At 51.8% G+C, this 16,051-nt stretch carries 20 protein-coding genes; 17 read left to right on the forward strand and 3 right to left on the reverse strand.

Annotation, left to right across the window (positions count from 1 at the left end; genetic code table 11):
• Window positions 1–32: 32 nt before the first annotated feature.
• Both cysH and D9742_RS03580 read left to right on the forward strand, forming a co-directional pair.
• Window positions 33–767 carry a phosphoadenosine phosphosulfate reductase gene (cysH, locus tag D9742_RS03570; protein WP_130236011.1) on the forward strand — a complete coding sequence of 245 codons (735 nt, stop codon included), beginning with the start codon at window positions 33–35 and terminating at the stop codon, window positions 765–767.
• 265 nt (window positions 768–1,032) lie between these two features.
• Complete coding sequence (locus tag D9742_RS03580; protein ID WP_024250286.1) at window positions 1,033–1,185, forward strand: Hok/Gef family protein; 153 nt, start codon at window positions 1,033–1,035, stop codon at window positions 1,183–1,185.
• A 125-nt stretch (window positions 1,186–1,310) separates the two neighbouring features.
• Here the strand turns inward: D9742_RS03580 and iap are convergent, their stop codons facing one another.
• Complete coding sequence (gene iap, locus D9742_RS03585; RefSeq protein WP_130236012.1) at window positions 1,311–2,348, reverse strand: alkaline phosphatase isozyme conversion aminopeptidase; 1,038 nt, start codon at window positions 2,346–2,348, stop codon at window positions 1,311–1,313.
• 250 nt (window positions 2,349–2,598) lie between these two features.
• On the opposite strand from iap, the gene cysD reads away from it, so the two are divergent.
• From cysD to rpoS, 12 genes are all read left to right on the forward strand, one after another.
• Window positions 2,599–3,507 (forward strand): sulfate adenylyltransferase subunit CysD, encoded by a 909-nt coding sequence (cysD, locus tag D9742_RS03590; RefSeq protein WP_000372392.1) that lies wholly within the window; start codon window positions 2,599–2,601, stop codon window positions 3,505–3,507.
• A 1-nt stretch (window position 3,508) separates the two neighbouring features.
• Window positions 3,509–4,936, forward strand: coding sequence for a sulfate adenylyltransferase subunit CysN (gene cysN / locus D9742_RS03595; RefSeq protein ID WP_130236013.1), 1,428 nt, complete (start codon window positions 3,509–3,511; stop codon window positions 4,934–4,936).
• Window positions 4,936–5,541 (forward strand): adenylyl-sulfate kinase, encoded by a 606-nt coding sequence (gene cysC / locus D9742_RS03600; RefSeq protein ID WP_130236118.1) that lies wholly within the window; start codon window positions 4,936–4,938, stop codon window positions 5,539–5,541. The genes cysN and cysC overlap by 1 nt, the downstream gene beginning before the upstream one ends.
• Before the next feature lie 49 nt (window positions 5,542–5,590).
• Complete coding sequence (locus D9742_RS03605) at window positions 5,591–5,914, forward strand: DUF3561 family protein (protein ID WP_064528120.1); 324 nt, start codon at window positions 5,591–5,593, stop codon at window positions 5,912–5,914.
• Window positions 5,915–6,107: 193 nt separating this feature from the next.
• Window positions 6,108–6,419 carry a cell division protein FtsB gene (ftsB, locus tag D9742_RS03610; protein ID WP_000517476.1) on the forward strand — a complete coding sequence of 104 codons (312 nt, stop codon included), beginning with the start codon at window positions 6,108–6,110 and terminating at the stop codon, window positions 6,417–6,419.
• Window positions 6,420–6,437: 18 nt separating this feature from the next.
• The gene (ispD, locus tag D9742_RS03615) at window positions 6,438–7,148 is read left to right on the forward strand and encodes a 2-C-methyl-D-erythritol 4-phosphate cytidylyltransferase (protein WP_130236014.1); all 711 of its coding nucleotides are present in this window, start codon (window positions 6,438–6,440) and stop codon (window positions 7,146–7,148) included.
• Window positions 7,148–7,627: a 2-C-methyl-D-erythritol 2,4-cyclodiphosphate synthase gene (gene ispF, locus D9742_RS03620; RefSeq protein ID WP_001219242.1), complete on the forward strand. Its 480-nt coding sequence runs from the start codon at window positions 7,148–7,150 to the stop codon at window positions 7,625–7,627. Before ispD ends, ispF begins: the two co-directional genes overlap by 1 nt.
• Window positions 7,624–8,673: a tRNA pseudouridine(13) synthase TruD gene (gene truD, locus D9742_RS03625; RefSeq protein WP_130236015.1), complete on the forward strand. Its 1,050-nt coding sequence runs from the start codon at window positions 7,624–7,626 to the stop codon at window positions 8,671–8,673. Before ispF ends, truD begins: the two co-directional genes overlap by 4 nt.
• Window positions 8,654–9,415 carry a 5'/3'-nucleotidase SurE gene (gene surE / locus D9742_RS03630; RefSeq protein WP_001516955.1) on the forward strand — a complete coding sequence of 254 codons (762 nt, stop codon included), beginning with the start codon at window positions 8,654–8,656 and terminating at the stop codon, window positions 9,413–9,415. Before truD ends, surE begins: the two co-directional genes overlap by 20 nt.
• Window positions 9,409–10,035, forward strand: a complete 627-nt coding sequence (gene pcm / locus D9742_RS03635) for a protein-L-isoaspartate O-methyltransferase (protein WP_000254703.1) — start codon at window positions 9,409–9,411, stop codon at window positions 10,033–10,035. The genes surE and pcm overlap by 7 nt, the downstream gene beginning before the upstream one ends.
• Before the next feature lie 141 nt (window positions 10,036–10,176).
• Window positions 10,177–11,316, forward strand: a complete 1,140-nt coding sequence (nlpD, locus tag D9742_RS03640; RefSeq protein WP_130236016.1) for a murein hydrolase activator NlpD — start codon at window positions 10,177–10,179, stop codon at window positions 11,314–11,316.
• 62 nt (window positions 11,317–11,378) lie between these two features.
• Entirely contained in the window at window positions 11,379–12,371 is a 993-nt protein-coding gene (rpoS, locus tag D9742_RS03645) for an RNA polymerase sigma factor RpoS (protein WP_000081550.1), read from the forward strand.
• A gap of 119 nt (window positions 12,372–12,490) precedes the next feature.
• On the opposite strand, the gene D9742_RS03650 is transcribed toward rpoS, so the two are convergent.
• Window positions 12,491–12,898 (reverse strand): MarR family transcriptional regulator, encoded by a 408-nt coding sequence (locus D9742_RS03650; protein WP_130236017.1) that lies wholly within the window; start codon window positions 12,896–12,898, stop codon window positions 12,491–12,493.
• Between the two features lie 145 nt (window positions 12,899–13,043).
• Here D9742_RS03650 and D9742_RS03655 point away from each other — a divergent pair, with 145 nt between their 5' ends.
• The 3 genes from D9742_RS03655 to D9742_RS03665 are packed head-to-tail and all read left to right on the forward strand — an operon-like array spanning window position 13,044 to window position 15,311.
• Window positions 13,044–13,637: a non-oxidative hydroxyarylic acid decarboxylases subunit B gene (locus D9742_RS03655; RefSeq protein WP_130236018.1), complete on the forward strand. Its 594-nt coding sequence runs from the start codon at window positions 13,044–13,046 to the stop codon at window positions 13,635–13,637.
• Window positions 13,637–15,064 (forward strand): non-oxidative hydroxyarylic acid decarboxylases subunit C, encoded by a 1,428-nt coding sequence (locus tag D9742_RS03660; protein ID WP_130236019.1) that lies wholly within the window; start codon window positions 13,637–13,639, stop codon window positions 15,062–15,064. Before D9742_RS03655 ends, D9742_RS03660 begins: the two co-directional genes overlap by 1 nt.
• Window positions 15,065–15,074: 10 nt before the next feature.
• Window positions 15,075–15,311, forward strand: coding sequence for a non-oxidative hydroxyarylic acid decarboxylases subunit D (locus tag D9742_RS03665; protein WP_000562985.1), 237 nt, complete (start codon window positions 15,075–15,077; stop codon window positions 15,309–15,311).
• Between the two features lie 40 nt (window positions 15,312–15,351).
• Here D9742_RS03665 and pphB read toward each other — a convergent pair whose 3' ends face one another.
• Window positions 15,352–16,008, reverse strand: a complete 657-nt coding sequence (gene pphB, locus D9742_RS03670) for a protein-serine/threonine phosphatase (RefSeq protein ID WP_130236020.1) — start codon at window positions 16,006–16,008, stop codon at window positions 15,352–15,354.
• Window positions 16,009–16,051 lie beyond the last annotated feature (43 nt).

The following is a 16,051-nucleotide window of genomic DNA, read 5'->3' on the forward strand; positions in this document are numbered from 1 at the left end:
GTTCGGGTGAGGGAAAAAGTGCAGAGGTAATTATGTCCAAACTCGATCTAAACGCCCTGAACGAACTGCCGAAGGTAGATCGCATTCTGGCGCTGGCCCAAACCAACGCCCAACTGGAAAAACTGGACGCTGAAGGTCGCGTCGCCTGGGCGCTGGATAATCTGCCCGGTGAATATGTGCTTTCTTCCAGCTTCGGCATTCAGGCGGCGGTGAGCCTGCATCTGGTGAATCAGATTCGCCCGGATATTCCAGTGATCCTCACCGATACGGGTTATTTGTTCCCGGAAACCTACCGCTTTATTGACGAGTTAACGGACAAACTCAAGCTCAACCTGAAAGTGTACCGCGCCACCGAAAGCGCTGCCTGGCAGGAAGCGCGGTACGGTAAACTGTGGGAGCAGGGCGTTGAAGGCATTGAAAAATACAATGACATCAACAAAGTTGAACCGATGAACCGGGCGCTGAAAGAGCTGAATGCGCAAACCTGGTTTGCTGGCCTGCGCCGCGAACAATCCGGTAGCCGCGCCAATTTACCGGTGCTGGCAATTCAGCGTGGCGTATTTAAAGTGCTGCCGATTATCGACTGGGATAACCGAACTATTTATCAGTACCTGCAAAAACATGGCCTTAAATATCACCCATTATGGGATGAAGGATATTTATCGGTTGGTGATACCCATACAACCCGTAAATGGGAACCCGGCATGGCTGAAGAAGAAACGCGTTTCTTTGGCTTAAAAAGGGAATGTGGATTACACGAAGGCTAATAAATCGGTACCGTTAATAAGCGCCTCTGTCGGAAACGATGGGGGCGTATTTATTTTGCGAGCAGCATTCCTGCTTTTAAACGTGAATGTAGCAAGGGGAATCTACAGGCCTAGAATGGCGTCGGGTGCTTGAGGCTGTCTGGCGTTAAGCATTCGCGAGGTTCCAGATGGACAAAAGCCCCAGGCGATATTTCTATCAACCTGAGGCCAGCGTTCGAACCTAAGCAATTCGGATGTTAGTCTCTTCTTTGCAGGGAGGCAAGACATGCTAACAAAATATGCCCTTGTGGCAATCATCGTACTGTGTTTAACAGTACTGTGTTTCACGCTCATGGTAGGCGACTCGTTATGTGAGTTGAGTATCAGAGAGCGTGGTATGGAGTTTAAGGCAGTTCTCGCTTACGAATCGAAGAAGTAGCCACCACGCGGGGGTAAAACCCCGCGTATTGAATTGTTATAGTTTGGCCTCCTGCACCCTTTTTTATTCTCTGTTTGAGGTGGTATTGAGTCCTTGCAGGCACGGGAGTCATCATTTCAGACCCCTCAAGACGCCTTCGCCAGCTCCTTCACCAGCGGTAGCATTATCCGCATAACATCACGGCAGCGGCGTTCTATTCTTCCAGGAAGTGCCTTATCAATATGCTGCTGATTATCCAGTCTTACGTCATGCCAGCTATTTCCCGTAGGAAATGCGGCTGTTTTTGCTCGTTGCTGATAACCGTCTTTATTTCCCAGATTCCAGTTTGTCGCTTCCACCGAAAGTACAGCAATGCCCGCTTTGTCGAATATTTCTGCGTCATTGCAACACCCGGTGCCTTTCGGATAATTTTTATTCAAACCTGGATTTGTGGTGGCGGCAATTCCGTGACTGCGGGCAATTGCCAGCGCCCGGTCGCGCGTTAATTTCCTTACTGCTTCAGGTGTTTTTACGCCACTGTTGAAATACAGCTTATCGCCAACGATCAGATTATCGAGATTAATCACCAATAAAGTATTTTTCTTTTCGGTATCACTCATGCGCTTGAGTAAATTCTCAGCGCCTAATTTCCCTTCTTCTTCGCCACTGGTTGCTACAAAACGAATGCCATATTCGGTTGGCGTATTTTTCAGGCGTTCTGCCAGCTCCAGCATGACACCTAAACCTGCGGCATTATCATCCATTCCTTGTAACGTCAGCCCGCCGAGATTGGCATCTGCATCTGCGTCGCTCTGCGGGGCATAGGTATCCAGATGCGCCATAATAATGATCTGCTGCGGCACTTTGCCTTCATGAGCGGCAATCACCGTACTTGCCGTCACGTTGTGCCAGTTTTTGCGGTTATCGCGGGCGGTATAAATATATCGGCTATTAAATGTCCGAATATCACTGCGGTAACCCATTTGCTGAAACTGTTGCCGAATATAATCGGCAGATAACATTTCTGCGGGTGTTCCGGTCATTCGTCCCGGAAAGAAAGTGGCAATATGTCGCGCCTGTGTATTGGCAAAATCGCCAGGTTTAGGTGACGAGGCGTGTACGGGGAGAATAAAGCATACGCCGAGCGCCAGGGCAGCGGTACGGTGGCGCAATGCGGAAAACATAGTGAGTCCTTAAATACCATGCAAATTTTTTACCGCCATAGTATGAAACTGCCGCTGCGCTAAAACAATTTCAAATCTTCCTAAATGCCCGAAATTCGGTGGCTTAAGCACTTTTTGATATTTGCTTTGCCAAAGCGTTATTCCGTTAAGGAACTACTCATTCCAATTGGTAATTTCATTCGTTCTCCTGCGCTCCCTATAGTCGAAACATCTGATGGCAAGAAAATAGCGGTATTGCAAAGGAACGGTTATGGATCAAAAACGACTTACCCACCTACGACAGCTGGAGGCGGAAAGCATCCACATCATTCGCGAGGTGGCGGCAGAATTCTCAAATCCGGTGATGCTCTACTCCATCGGCAAAGATTCCAGCGTCATGCTGCATCTGGCGCGCAAGGCGTTTTATCCAGGTACGCTGCCGTTCCCACTGCTGCATGTCGATACCGGCTGGAAATTCCGCGAGATGTATGAGTTTCGCGATCGCACGGCGAAAGCCTACGGCTGCGAGCTGCTGGTGCATAAAAACCCGGAAGGCGTGGCGATGGGGATTAACCCGTTCGTTCACGGCAGCGCGAAACATACCGATATTATGAAGACCGAAGGCCTGAAGCAGGCGCTGAATAAATACGGTTTTGATGCCGCCTTCGGTGGTGCGCGCCGCGACGAAGAGAAATCCCGCGCTAAAGAGCGTATCTACTCTTTCCGTGACCGCTTCCATCGCTGGGACCCGAAAAATCAGCGCCCGGAGCTGTGGCACAACTATAACGGGCAGATCAACAAAGGCGAAAGCATCCGCGTTTTCCCGCTCTCTAACTGGACCGAGCAGGATATCTGGCAATACATCTGGCTGGAAAATATCGACATTGTTCCACTGTATCTCGCTGCGGAACGTCCGGTTCTGGAACGCGACGGTATGTTGATGATGATTGATGACAACCGTATCGACCTGCAACCGGGCGAAGTGATTAAAAAACGGATGGTGCGCTTCCGCACGCTGGGCTGCTGGCCGCTGACCGGTGCGGTTGAGTCGAATGCACAAACGCTGCCGGAGATCATCGAAGAGATGCTGGTTTCTACCACCAGTGAACGTCAGGGGCGCGTGATTGACCGCGACCAGGCTGGTTCTATGGAGCTGAAAAAACGTCAGGGGTATTTTTAAGATGAACACCGCACTTGCACAACAAATCGCCAATGAAGGCGGCGTCGAAGCCTGGATGATTGCGCAACAACATAAAAGCCTGCTGCGTTTTCTGACCTGTGGCAGCGTCGATGACGGCAAAAGCACTCTGATTGGTCGCCTGCTGCACGATACTCGCCAAATCTATGAAGATCAGCTCTCATCGCTGCATAACGACAGCAAACGACACGGTACCCAGGGCGAGAAGCTGGATTTGGCGTTGCTGGTGGATGGCCTGCAAGCTGAACGCGAACAGGGTATTACTATCGACGTGGCTTACCGTTATTTCTCTACCGAGAAGCGTAAATTTATTATCGCCGACACCCCCGGGCACGAGCAGTATACCCGCAATATGGCGACCGGCGCGTCAACGTGTGAGCTGGCGATCTTATTGATCGACGCCCGTAAAGGCGTGCTCGATCAAACCCGTCGTCACAGTTTTATCTCCACGCTGCTGGGGATCAAACATCTGGTCGTAGCGATCAACAAAATGGATCTGGTGGATTACAGTGAAGAGACATTCACCCGCATTCGTGAAGACTACCTGACTTTCGCTGAACAGTTACCTGGCAATCTGGATATTCGCTTTGTGCCGCTCTCTGCGCTGGAAGGCGACAACGTGGCTTCGCAAAGTGAAAGTATGCCGTGGTACAGCGGTCCGACATTGCTTGAAGTGCTGGAAACCGTGGAGATCCAGCGAGTGGTGGATGCCCAGCCAATGCGCTTCCCGGTGCAGTACGTTAACCGCCCGAATCTCGATTTTCGTGGCTACGCCGGAACGCTGGCATCCGGTCGCGTGGAAGTCGGGCAACGTGTCAAAGTGTTGCCTTCGGGCGTGGAGTCAAACGTCGCGCGGATAGTTACTTTTGATGGCGATCGCGAAGAAGCCTTTGCCGGAGAAGCGATCACCCTGGTGCTGACGGATGAGATTGATATCAGCCGTGGCGATCTGTTGCTGGCGGCAGATGAAGCGTTACCGGCAGTGCAGAGCGCGTCAGTTGATGTGGTATGGATGGCTGAACAACCGCTTTCCCCTGGTCAGAGTTATGACATCAAAATCGCCGGTAAGAAGACGCGCGCCCGCGTTGATGGTATTCGCTATCAGGTTGATATTAATAACCTTACTCAGCGTGAAGTTGAAAACCTGCCGCTGAATGGAATCGGCCAGGTGGATCTCACCTTTGACGAGCCGCTGGTGTTAGATCGTTATCAACAAAATCCGGTGACGGGTGGGCTGATTTTTATCGATCGCCTGAGCAACGTGACTGTTGGCGCCGGTATGGTGCATGAGCCGAAAAACGAGGCTGCCGTTGCGCCGTCGGAATTTAGCGCGTTCGAGCTGGAACTGAATGCGTTAGTACGCCGCCACTTCCCGCACTGGGGCGCGCGCGATTTACTGGGAGGTAAATGATGGCGCTGCATGACGAAAACGTCGTCTGGCACAGCCACCCAGTCACTCCGCAACAGCGCGAGCAACACCACGGTCACCGTGGTGTTGTGCTGTGGTTTACCGGCCTCTCCGGTTCCGGTAAATCAACGGTCGCGGGCGCGCTGGAAGAAGCACTGCATAAACTCGGCGTCAGTACGTATTTGCTGGATGGTGACAATGTCCGCCACGGGTTATGTAGCGATCTCGGTTTTAGCGATGCCGATCGCAAAGAAAATATCCGTCGGGTGGGGGAAGTGGCGAATTTAATGGTTGAAGCCGGTCTGGTGGTGCTAACTGCATTTATTTCCCCACACCGTGCCGAACGTCAGATGGTTCGCGAACGCGTAGGGAAAGGACGGTTTATCGAAGTATTTGTCGATACGCCACTGGCGATTTGTGAAGCCCGCGATCCAAAAGGCTTATATAAGAAAGCGCGTGCTGGTGAACTGCGTAACTTTACCGGAATAGATGCAATTTACGAAGCGCCCGAATCAGCAGAAATTCATCTCAATGGTGAACAATTAGTAACAAATTTGGTTCAGCAATTATTAGATCTACTGAGACAGAACGATATTATCAGATCCTGAGACACCACCGGGTTTTCATGCCCGGTTCGTCAAAGTGACAGGAACTGATATGCGTAATAGCCATAACATTACACTAACAAATAGTGATAGCCTTACCGAGGACGAAGAAACCACATGGTCGCTACCAGGTGCCGTGGTCGGTTTTGTGTCCTGGCTGTGCGCACTGGCGATTCCGATGTTGATTTATGGCTCTAACACGCTGTTTTTCTTTATCTACACCTGGCCTTTCTTTCTGGCGCTGATGCCTGTTGCGGTGGTGGTAGGTATTGCGCTGCATTCCTTGATGGACGGAAAATTACGCTACAGCATTGTTTTCACTTTTATCACCGTTGGCATTATGTTTGGTGCACTGTTTATGTGGTTGTTGGGCTAATCTGTTCTTTCCTGTTCATTCTGTCCATAATTCAAACCGTAACCAATAATGAGATTATGTTCTGCGCGCCCTGGGTATACGTAACAATGGACAAATGTGGTACATTTGCCCGCGTTGTCGCGGTATCCCCAACAGAGGATGTAGAGTCGTCTTCGGATGCATGGGATGAGGATGCCGTTTTTCAGGGGGCAGGATGGGTAAACTAACGCTGCTGTTGCTGGCTATTCTGGTCTGGCTACAGTATTCGCTGTGGTTCGGTAAGAACGGTATACATGACTATACCCGCGTCAATGATGATGTGGCGGCACAGCAAGCTACAAACGCGAAACTTAAAGCGCGAAACGATCAGCTTTTTGCCGAAATTGACGATCTCAATGGCGGCCAGGAGGCGCTCGAAGAGCGTGCGCGTAATGAACTCAGCATGACCAGGCCGGGCGAAACTTTTTATCGTCTGGTGCCTGACGCGTCGAAGCGCGCACAGTCTGCGGGGCAAAACAATCGATAAATCAGCCCAGGAATTAACATGGCAACCACTCATTTGGATGTTTGCGCCGTGGTTCCGGCGGCCGGATTTGGCCGCCGAATGCAAACGGAATGTCCTAAGCAATATCTCTCAATCGGTAATCAAACCATTCTTGAACACTCGGTGCATGCGCTGCTGGCGCATCCCCGTGTGACGCGTGTCGTCATTGCAATCAGCCCTGGCGATAACCGCTTTGCTCAACTTCCACTGGCGAATCATCCGCAAATCACCGTTGTTGCTGGTGGTGAAGAGCGTGCTCATTCCGTGCTGGCAGGTCTGAAAGCCGCTGGCGATGCGCAGTGGGTGTTAGTGCATGACGCTGCTCGCCCTTGTCTGCATCAGGATGACCTCGCGCGCCTGTTGGCGTTGAGCGAAACCAGCCGCACGGGGGGGATTCTCGCTGCGCCGGTGCGCGATACCATGAAACGCGCCGAACCAGGCAAAAACGCCATTGCTCATACCGTTGATCGCAACGGCTTATGGCACGCGCTTACGCCGCAATTTTTCCCTCGTGAGCTGTTACATGACTGTCTGACGCGTGCTTTAAATGAAGGCGCTACCATTACTGACGAAGCCTCAGCGCTGGAATACTGCGGTTTTCATCCACTGCTTGTCGAAGGCCGAGCGGATAACATTAAAGTCACGCGCCCGGAAGATTTAGCACTTGCCGAATTTTACCTCACCCGAACCATCCATCAGGAGAATACATAATGCGAATTGGACACGGTTTTGATGTTCACGCCTTTGGCGGCGAAGGCCCAATTATCATTGGTGGCGTGCGCATCCCTTATGAAAAAGGGTTGCTGGCGCATTCTGATGGCGATGTGGCGCTGCATGCGTTGACCGATGCATTACTTGGTGCAGCGGCGCTGGGGGATATCGGCAAGCTGTTCCCGGATACCGATCCTGCATTTAAAGGCGCCGACAGCCGCGAGCTGCTTCGCGAAGCCTGGCGACGCATTCAGGCGAAGGGCTATACCCTCGGCAACGTCGATGTCACTATCATCGCTCAGGCACCGAAGATGCTGCCGCATATTCCACAAATGCGCGTGTTTATTGCCGAAGATCTCGGCTGCCATATGGATGATGTTAACGTGAAAGCCACTACTACGGAAAAACTTGGATTTACCGGACGTGGGGAAGGGATTGCCTGTGAAGCTGTGGCGCTACTCATTAAGGCAACAAAATGATTGAATTTGATAATCTCACTTACCTCCACGGCAAACCGCAAGGAACCGGGCTGCTGAAAGCTAACCCGGAAGATTTTGTGGTGGTGGAAGATTTAGGCTTTGAGCCTGATGGTGAAGGTGAGCATATCCTGGTGCGGATCCTCAAAAACGGTTGCAATACCCGTTTTGTGGCCGACGCACTGGCGAAATTCCTGAAAATTCATGCTCGCGAAGTCAGCTTCGCCGGGCAGAAAGACAAACATGCCGTTACGGAACAATGGTTATGCGCTCGCGTACCGGGCAAAGAGATGCCTGATCTAAGCGCGTTTCAACTGGAAGGCTGCCAGGTGCTGGAGTATGCGCGCCACAAGCGCAAACTGCGCTTAGGGGCACTGAAAGGCAACGCCTTTACCCTTGTGCTACGAGAAGTGAGCAATCGTGATGACGTTGAACAGCGACTAATCGATATTTGCGTGAAAGGTGTACCGAATTACTTTGGCGCACAGCGTTTTGGTATTGGCGGTAGTAACTTGCAGGGCGCGTTGCGCTGGGCGCAAACCAATACTCCGGTGCGCGATCGCAATAAGCGCAGTTTTTGGTTGTCGGCAGCTCGTAGTGCGTTGTTTAATCAGATTGTTGCTGAGCGTCTCAAAAAAGCAGAAGTTAATCAGGTTGTTGACGGTGATGCGCTACAATTAGCCGGGCGCGGCAGTTGGTTTGTTGCCACTAACGAAGAACTGGCAGAATTACAGCGTCGCGTGAACGATAAAGAGCTGATGATTACCGCTGCAATGCCGGGTAGCGGCGAATGGGGAACTCAGCGTGAGGCACTGGCATTCGAACAAGCGGCGGTTGCCGAAGAAATTGAGTTACAAGCCTTACTGGTGCGCGAAAAAGTTGAAGCCGCGCGCAGAGCGATGCTGTTATATCCGCAACAATTAAGCTGGAACTGGTGGGACGACGTCACTGTCGAAATCCGTTTCTGGCTTCCGGCAGGAAGCTTTGCGACCAGCGTTGTCAGGGAACTTATCAACACAACAGGTGATTATGCGCATATTGCTGAGTAATGATGACGGGGTACATGCGCCCGGTATACAAACGTTGGCGAAAGCTCTGCGTGAGTTTGCTGACGTTCAGGTGGTCGCCCCCGATCGTAATCGCAGCGGCGCTTCAAACTCCCTGACACTGGAATCCTCCCTGCGCACGTTTACCTTTGAAAATGGTGATATCGCCGTGCAAATGGGAACCCCGACCGATTGTGTCTATCTTGGCGTGAATGCTCTGATGCGTCCGCGCCCGGATATTGTGGTTTCGGGTATTAACGCCGGGCCGAATCTGGGAGATGATGTTATTTATTCCGGTACGGTAGCCGCCGCGATGGAAGGCCGTCATTTAGGTTTTCCGGCACTGGCCGTTTCACTTGACGGGCATAAACATTACGACACCGCTGCAGCGGTCACCTGTTCCATTTTGCGCGCACTGTGTAAAGAACCGCTGCGTACCGGGCGTATTCTCAATATCAACGTACCTGATTTACCGCTGGATCAGATTAAAGGTATCCGCGTGACTCGCTGCGGTACACGACATCCGGCGGATCAAGTGATCCCGCAGCAGGATCCGCGCGGTAATACGCTGTACTGGATTGGCCCTCCGGGCGGTAAGTGTGATGCTGGTCCGGGGACCGATTTTGCTGCGGTAGATGAAGGCTATGTCTCCATCACGCCGCTGCATGTAGATTTAACCGCGCACAACGCGCAAGATGTGGTTTCAGACTGGTTAAACAGCGTGGGAGTTGGCACGCAATGGTAAGCAGACGCGTACAAGCACTTCTGGATCAATTACGTGCGCAAGGTATTCAGGATGAGCAGGTGCTTAATGCACTTGCTGCCGTGCCGCGTGAAAAATTCATCGATGAAGCGTTTGAACAAAAAGCCTGGGACAATATCGCGTTGCCGATAGGTCAGGGGCAGACAATTTCGCAGCCGTATATGGTGGCGCGAATGACCGAATTACTCGAACTGACGCCGCAGTCGCGAGTACTGGAAATCGGCACTGGTTCGGGATATCAAACGGCAATTCTGGCACATCTTGTCCAGCATGTATGCTCGGTCGAGCGGATTAAAGGGTTGCAGTGGCAGGCACGCAGGCGTCTGAAAAATCTTGATTTACACAATGTTTCAACCCGTCACGGCGATGGATGGCAAGGTTGGCAAGCACGCGCGCCGTTTGACGCTATCATTGTAACGGCTGCACCGCCCGAAATTCCGACAGCGTTAATGACGCAACTGGACGAAGGCGGCATTCTCGTCTTACCCGTAGGGGAAGAGCACCAGTATTTAAAGCGGGTGCGTCGTCGGGGAGGCGAATTTATTATCGACACCGTGGAGGCTGTGCGCTTTGTTCCCTTAGTAAAGGGGGAGCTGGCTTAAAGCGTGAGGAAAATACCTGGAATTTTCCTGGTTATTTTGCAGCAGGTCAGCGTATCGTGAACATCTTTTCCAGTGTTCAGTAGGGTGCCTTGCACGGTAATTATGTCACTGGTTATTAACCAATTTTTTCCTGGGGGATAAATGAGCGCGGGAAGCCCAAAATTCACCGTTCGCCGTATTGCGGCTTTGTCACTGGTTTCGCTTTGGTTGGCTGGCTGTTCTGACACTTCAAATCCACCGGCACCGGTCAGCTCCGTTAATGGCAATGCGCCTGCAAATACCAATTCTGGTATGTTGATTACGCCGCCGCCGAAAATGGGGACAACGTCTACAACGCAGCAACCGCAAATTCAGCCGGTACAGCAGCCACAAATTCAGGCTACTCAACAACCGCAAATCCAGCCAGTGCAGCCAGTAGCTCAGCAGCCGGTGCAGATGGAAAACGGACGCATCGTCTATAACCGTCAGTATGGGAACATTCCGAAAGGCAGTTATAGCGGCAGTACATACACCGTGAAAAAAGGCGACACACTTTTCTATATCGCCTGGATTACCGGCAACGATTTCCGTGACCTTGCCCAACGCAACAATATTCAGGCTCCTTACGCTCTGAACGTAGGTCAGACCTTACAGGTGGGTAATGCTTCCGGTACGCCAATCACTGGCGGAAATGCCATTACCCAGGCCGATGCAGCAGAGCAAGGAGTTGTGATCAAGCCTGCACAAAATTCCACCGTTGCTGTTGCGTCGCAACCGACAATTACGTATTCTGAATCTTCGGGTGAACAGAGTGCTAACAAAATGTTGCCGAACAACAAGCCAACTGCGACCACGGTCACAGCGCCTGTAACGGTACCAACAGCAGGCACAACCGAGCCAACTGTCAGCAGTACAACAACCAGTACGCCGATCTCCACCTGGCGCTGGCCGACTGAGGGCAAAGTGATTGAAACCTTTGGCGCTTCTGAGGGAGGCAACAAGGGGATTGATATCGCAGGTAGCAAAGGACAGGCAATTATCGCGACCGCAGATGGCCGCGTTGTTTATGCCGGTAATGCGCTGCGCGGCTACGGTAATCTGATTATCATCAAACATAATGATGATTACCTGAGTGCCTACGCCCATAACGACACAATGCTGGTCCGGGAACAACAAGAAGTTAAGGCGGGGCAAAAAATAGCGACCATGGGTAGCACCGGAACCAGTTCAACACGCTTGCATTTTGAAATTCGTTACAAGGGGAAATCCGTAAACCCGCTGCGTTATTTGCCGCAGCGATAAATCGGCGGAACCAGGCTTTTGCTTGAATGTTCCGTCAAGGGATCACGGGTAGGAGCCACCTTATGAGTCAGAATACGCTGAAAGTTCATGATTTAAATGAAGACGCGGAATTTGATGAGAATGGAGTTGAGGTTTTTGACGAAAAGGCCTTAGTTGAAGAGGAACCCAGTGATAACGATTTGGCCGAAGAGGAGCTGTTATCGCAGGGTGCAACACAGCGTGTGCTGGACGCGACTCAGCTTTACCTTGGTGAGATTGGTTATTCGCCACTGTTAACGGCCGAAGAAGAAGTTTATTTTGCGCGTCGCGCACTGCGTGGTGATGTCGCCTCTCGCCGCCGGATGATCGAGAGTAACTTGCGTCTGGTGGTAAAAATTGCCCGCCGTTATGGCAATCGTGGTCTGGCGCTGCTGGACCTTATCGAAGAGGGCAACCTGGGGCTGATCCGCGCGGTTGAGAAGTTTGACCCGGAACGTGGTTTCCGCTTCTCAACTTACGCAACCTGGTGGATTCGCCAGACGATCGAACGGGCCATTATGAACCAAACCCGTACTATTCGTTTGCCGATTCACATCGTAAAGGAGCTGAACGTTTACCTGCGAACCGCACGTGAGTTGTCCCATAAGCTGGACCACGAACCGAGCGCGGAAGAGATCGCAGAGCAACTGGATAAGCCAGTTGATGACGTCAGCCGTATGCTTCGTCTTAACGAGCGCATTACCTCGGTAGACACCCCATTGGGTGGTGATTCCGAAAAAGCGTTGCTGGATATCCTGGCCGATGAAAAAGAGAACGGTCCGGAAGACACCACGCAAGATGACGATATGAAGCAGAGCATCGTCAAATGGCTGTTCGAGCTGAACGCCAAACAGCGTGAAGTACTGGCACGTCGATTCGGTTTGCTGGGGTACGAAGCGGCAACACTGGAAGATGTAGGTCGTGAAATTGGCCTCACCCGTGAACGTGTTCGCCAGATTCAGGTTGAAGGCCTGCGCCGTTTGCGCGAAATCCTGCAAACGCAGGGGCTGAATATCGAAGCGCTGTTCCGCGAATAAGTAAGCATCTGTCAGAAAGGCCAGTCTCAAGCGAGGCTGGCCTTTTTCTTTTGGTTGGTGAGTCGGTGTGTTTGTAGGCTGGATAAGACGCGATAGCGCCGCATCCGGCAATTTGCACCCTATGTGTTCATCATCTTGCGCACCAGTTGCATAAACAGCTCTTGCTCATCTCTACTTAAACGCCCCAAAAATTCCTCATCCACACTGTCACCAATGGGGATCGCCGCCGCAAGGACCTTTTCTCCTTCGGCAGTCAGCCAGACAAAACGCCGCCGCTTATCGACGGTGTCATGCTCTCGTCTGACCAGGCCACGATTTTCCATTCTTGCCAGAATTTCCGCCAGCGTTGCCTTAGTACTGACAGCCGCTTCTATCAGCGCAACCTGCTCTATACCGGGTTGTTCAGCAATAGCGCGCAGTACCGCGTACTGCGGTTTAGTCAGGTCAGGTAACTCATGCTGCCAGCGTGCGGTGTGCTGCTGAAAAAGCTGTCGTAACTGATGGAACGCTTTATTTCGTAACGCCATGTAAACTCCGGGCTAATTCTATGCCGATATCATAGCGGTTTTTCAGTGACGAAGGGATGTTGTTACTTTTCCGCACTTGCCGCCAGGTGAATAGAAGGGTATGTTAATAATAACGTTCGTGTACGAACAATTAAGGAAATAAAAAATGAGACTGATCGTCGGGATGACTGGGGCTACAGGTGCGCCTCTTGGTGTGGCATTACTGCAAGCACTAAAGAAGATGCCCTGTGTTGAAACACATCTCGTGATGTCGACGTGGGCGAAAACCACCATTGAACTGGAAACGCCCTACAGCGTCCGCGATGTCGCTACCCTGGCAGACTATTGCCATAACCCAGCGGATCAGGCGGCGGCTATCTCCTCAGGTTCCTTTCGTACCGATGGCATGATCGTTATTCCGTGCAGCATGAAGACGCTGGCTGGCATTCGTGCTGGTTATGCCGATGGGCTGGTGAGGCGCGCTGCTGATGTTGTTCTTAAAGAAGGGCGCAAGCTGGTGCTGGTGCCGCGTGAAATGCCGCTCAGTACTATCCACCTTGAAAATATGCTCGCGCTTTCCCGTATGGGCGTGGCGATGATACCGCCCATGCCTGCCTTCTATAACCATCCCGAAACGGTAGATGACATTGTCCACCACGTGGTAGCCCGCGTACTGGATCAATTTGGCCTCGAACATCCTCAAGCCAGGCGCTGGCAAGGATTGCCGCAGCCCGGGAGTTTTTCTCAGGAGAATGCATAATGGCTTTTGATGATTTACGCAGCTTTTTACAAGCGCTCGACGACCATGGGCAATTGCTGAAAATCAGCGAAGAGGTGAACGCGGAGCCTGATCTGGCTGCTGCTGCCAACGCCACCGGGCGTATCGGCGACGGCGCGCCCGCGCTGTGGTTTGATAATATTCGCGGTTTTACCGATGCCCGCGTGGCGATGAATACCATTGGTTCCTGGCAGAACCATGCGATTTCCCTCGGCCTGCCACCAAACACGCCGGTCAAAAAGCAGATTGATGAGTTTATCCGCCGCTGGGATAACTTCCCGATCGCCCCGGAGCGTCGCGCCAGTCCAGCGTGGGCGCAGAACACCGTCGATGGCGAAGAGATTAATCTGTTCGATATTCTGCCGCTGTTTCGCCTGAACGATGGTGATGGTGGTTTCTATCTCGACAAAGCGTGCGTGGTTTCCCGCGATCCGCTCGACCCGGATAACTTCGGCAAGCAGAATGTCGGCATCTACCGTATGGAAGTGAAGGGCAAACGTAAGCTCGGCCTGCAACCGGTGCCGATGCACGATATCGCTCTGCATCTGCATAAAGCGGAAGAGCGCGGCGAAGATCTGCCGATTGCGATTACCCTTGGTAACGATCCGATCATCACCCTGATGGGCGCTACCCCGCTGAAATACGATCAGTCCGAGTACGAAATGGCAGGCGCGCTGCGCGAAAGCCCGTACCCGATCGCCACCGCCCCGCTGACCGGTTTTGATGTGCCGTGGGGTTCAGAAGTGATCCTCGAAGGCGTTATCGAAAGCCGTAAGCGCGAAATCGAAGGGCCATTCGGTGAGTTTACCGGGCACTATTCCGGCGGGCGCAACATGACCGTGGTGCGCATCGATAAAGTCTCTTACCGCACCAAACCGATTTTCGAATCGCTGTACCTCGGCATGCCGTGGACAGAAATCGACTACCTGATGGGGCCTGCCACCTGTGTACCGCTGTATCAGCAACTTAAAGCCGAGTTCCCGGAAGTGCAGGCGGTAAACGCCATGTACACCCACGGCCTGCTGGCAATTATCTCCACCAAAAAACGCTACGGCGGCTTTGCCCGCGCAGTGGGCCTGCGCGCGATGACCACGCCGCACGGTCTGGGCTACGTGAAGATGGTGATTATGGTCGATGAAGACGTTGATCCGTTCAACCTGCCGCAGGTGATGTGGGCGCTCTCGTCGAAAGTGAACCCGGCAGGGGATTTGGTGCAGTTGCCAAATATGTCAGTACTGGAACTCGACCCAGGCTCAAGCCCGGCGGGGATCACCGACAAGCTGATTATCGACGCCACCACGCCTGTCGCCCCGGACAACCGTGGTCATTACAGCCAGCCGGTGGTGGACTTACCGGAAACCAAAGCCTGGGCTGAAAAACTGACCGCTATGCTGGCCGTACGTAAATAAGGAGAACAAGATGATTTGCCCACGTTGTGCCGATGAACAGATTGAAGTGATGGCGAAATCGCCGGTAAAAGATGTCTGGACGGTCTACCAGTGCCAGCATTGCCTTTATACCTGGCGCGATACCGAACCGCTGCGTCGCACCAGCCGCGAACATTATCCACAAGCGTTCCGTATGACGCAGAAGGATATTGATGATGCGCCAATGGTGCCGAGCATTCCGCCGCTGCTGGCGGCAGATAAGCGTTAATAAAAAATGCCGGGTAGAGGTTTTGCCTTACCCGGCCACGTTATTTAATTTTATAAAACGATAACCGTCCGCTCTCTGGCGAGCCGGTATCAATATAAACCTGATTGGCAAATATCTGGATATTCGTAAACATCATATGACCGAAGATAAAACAGTCGGCACCGTTTATTTCTTTTAACTCACCTTTAAGCGATTTCTGAACACGGTCAACAGGCCAGAGTAATTCGCTTTCTACTATTTCTTTGCCAAAGAGATATTCATTCCCTGGGTAATCTGCATGTGCGATGACATATTTTACTATGCCGTTAGTGATTTCAATAATATGTGGAAGGTTATGGAATCTTAGCAACAGATCTATTGCCTCTTGTTGTTCCGTATCATTTAAATCAAAAAACCAGTCGCCGCCGCTGGCTAACCACATATTTCCATCGCCAGTCGAGAATGCATCAAGCGCCATCGCTTCGTGGTTGCCTTTAACCGACGTAAACCAGGGCTGGTTTAACAGGCGTAGAACGTTCAGACTCTCCGGCCCACGATCAATGTTATCGCCTGTGGAAATAAGTAAGTCAGTTTCAGAGCAAAAAGAGAGTTGATGTAAGCGGGATTGTAATAATTGATATTCACCATGAATATCACCAACGGCCCATATATGGCGATAGTTATGAGCATCAATTTTTTGATAGCGAGTGGTAAGCATTTGCATAGACTCATATTTATATAATATGTATTATTATACCAGA

This window comes from Escherichia sp. E1V33 (assembly GCF_004211955.1).
GTDB lineage: Bacteria > Pseudomonadota > Gammaproteobacteria > Enterobacterales > Enterobacteriaceae > Escherichia.

What these genes read in the sequence shown, in the direction of transcription:
- cysH (WP_130236011.1), top strand. Translation starts at nt 33, where the DNA reads ATGTCCAAACTCGATCTAAACGCCCTGAACGAACTGCCGAAGGTAGAT.
- D9742_RS03580 (WP_024250286.1), top strand. Translation starts at nt 1,033, where the DNA reads ATGCTAACAAAATATGCCCTTGTGGCAATCATCGTACTGTGTTTAACA.
- iap (WP_130236012.1), bottom strand. Translation starts at nt 2,348, where the DNA reads ATGTTTTCCGCATTGCGCCACCGTACCGCTGCCCTGGCGCTCGGCGTA.
- cysD (WP_000372392.1), top strand. Translation starts at nt 2,599, where the DNA reads ATGGATCAAAAACGACTTACCCACCTACGACAGCTGGAGGCGGAAAGC.
- cysN (WP_130236013.1), top strand. Translation starts at nt 3,509, where the DNA reads ATGAACACCGCACTTGCACAACAAATCGCCAATGAAGGCGGCGTCGAA.
- cysC (WP_130236118.1), top strand. Translation starts at nt 4,936, where the DNA reads ATGGCGCTGCATGACGAAAACGTCGTCTGGCACAGCCACCCAGTCACT.
- D9742_RS03605 (WP_064528120.1), top strand. Translation starts at nt 5,591, where the DNA reads ATGCGTAATAGCCATAACATTACACTAACAAATAGTGATAGCCTTACC.
- ftsB (WP_000517476.1), top strand. Translation starts at nt 6,108, where the DNA reads ATGGGTAAACTAACGCTGCTGTTGCTGGCTATTCTGGTCTGGCTACAG.
- ispD (WP_130236014.1), top strand. Translation starts at nt 6,438, where the DNA reads ATGGCAACCACTCATTTGGATGTTTGCGCCGTGGTTCCGGCGGCCGGA.
- ispF (WP_001219242.1), top strand. Translation starts at nt 7,148, where the DNA reads ATGCGAATTGGACACGGTTTTGATGTTCACGCCTTTGGCGGCGAAGGC.
- truD (WP_130236015.1), top strand. Translation starts at nt 7,624, where the DNA reads ATGATTGAATTTGATAATCTCACTTACCTCCACGGCAAACCGCAAGGA.
- surE (WP_001516955.1), top strand. Translation starts at nt 8,654, where the DNA reads ATGCGCATATTGCTGAGTAATGATGACGGGGTACATGCGCCCGGTATA.
- pcm (WP_000254703.1), top strand. Translation starts at nt 9,409, where the DNA reads ATGGTAAGCAGACGCGTACAAGCACTTCTGGATCAATTACGTGCGCAA.
- nlpD (WP_130236016.1), top strand. Translation starts at nt 10,177, where the DNA reads ATGAGCGCGGGAAGCCCAAAATTCACCGTTCGCCGTATTGCGGCTTTG.
- rpoS (WP_000081550.1), top strand. Translation starts at nt 11,379, where the DNA reads ATGAGTCAGAATACGCTGAAAGTTCATGATTTAAATGAAGACGCGGAA.
- D9742_RS03650 (WP_130236017.1), bottom strand. Translation starts at nt 12,898, where the DNA reads ATGGCGTTACGAAATAAAGCGTTCCATCAGTTACGACAGCTTTTTCAG.
- D9742_RS03655 (WP_130236018.1), top strand. Translation starts at nt 13,044, where the DNA reads ATGAGACTGATCGTCGGGATGACTGGGGCTACAGGTGCGCCTCTTGGT.
- D9742_RS03660 (WP_130236019.1), top strand. Translation starts at nt 13,637, where the DNA reads ATGGCTTTTGATGATTTACGCAGCTTTTTACAAGCGCTCGACGACCAT.
- D9742_RS03665 (WP_000562985.1), top strand. Translation starts at nt 15,075, where the DNA reads ATGATTTGCCCACGTTGTGCCGATGAACAGATTGAAGTGATGGCGAAA.
- pphB (WP_130236020.1), bottom strand. Translation starts at nt 16,008, where the DNA reads ATGCTTACCACTCGCTATCAAAAAATTGATGCTCATAACTATCGCCAT.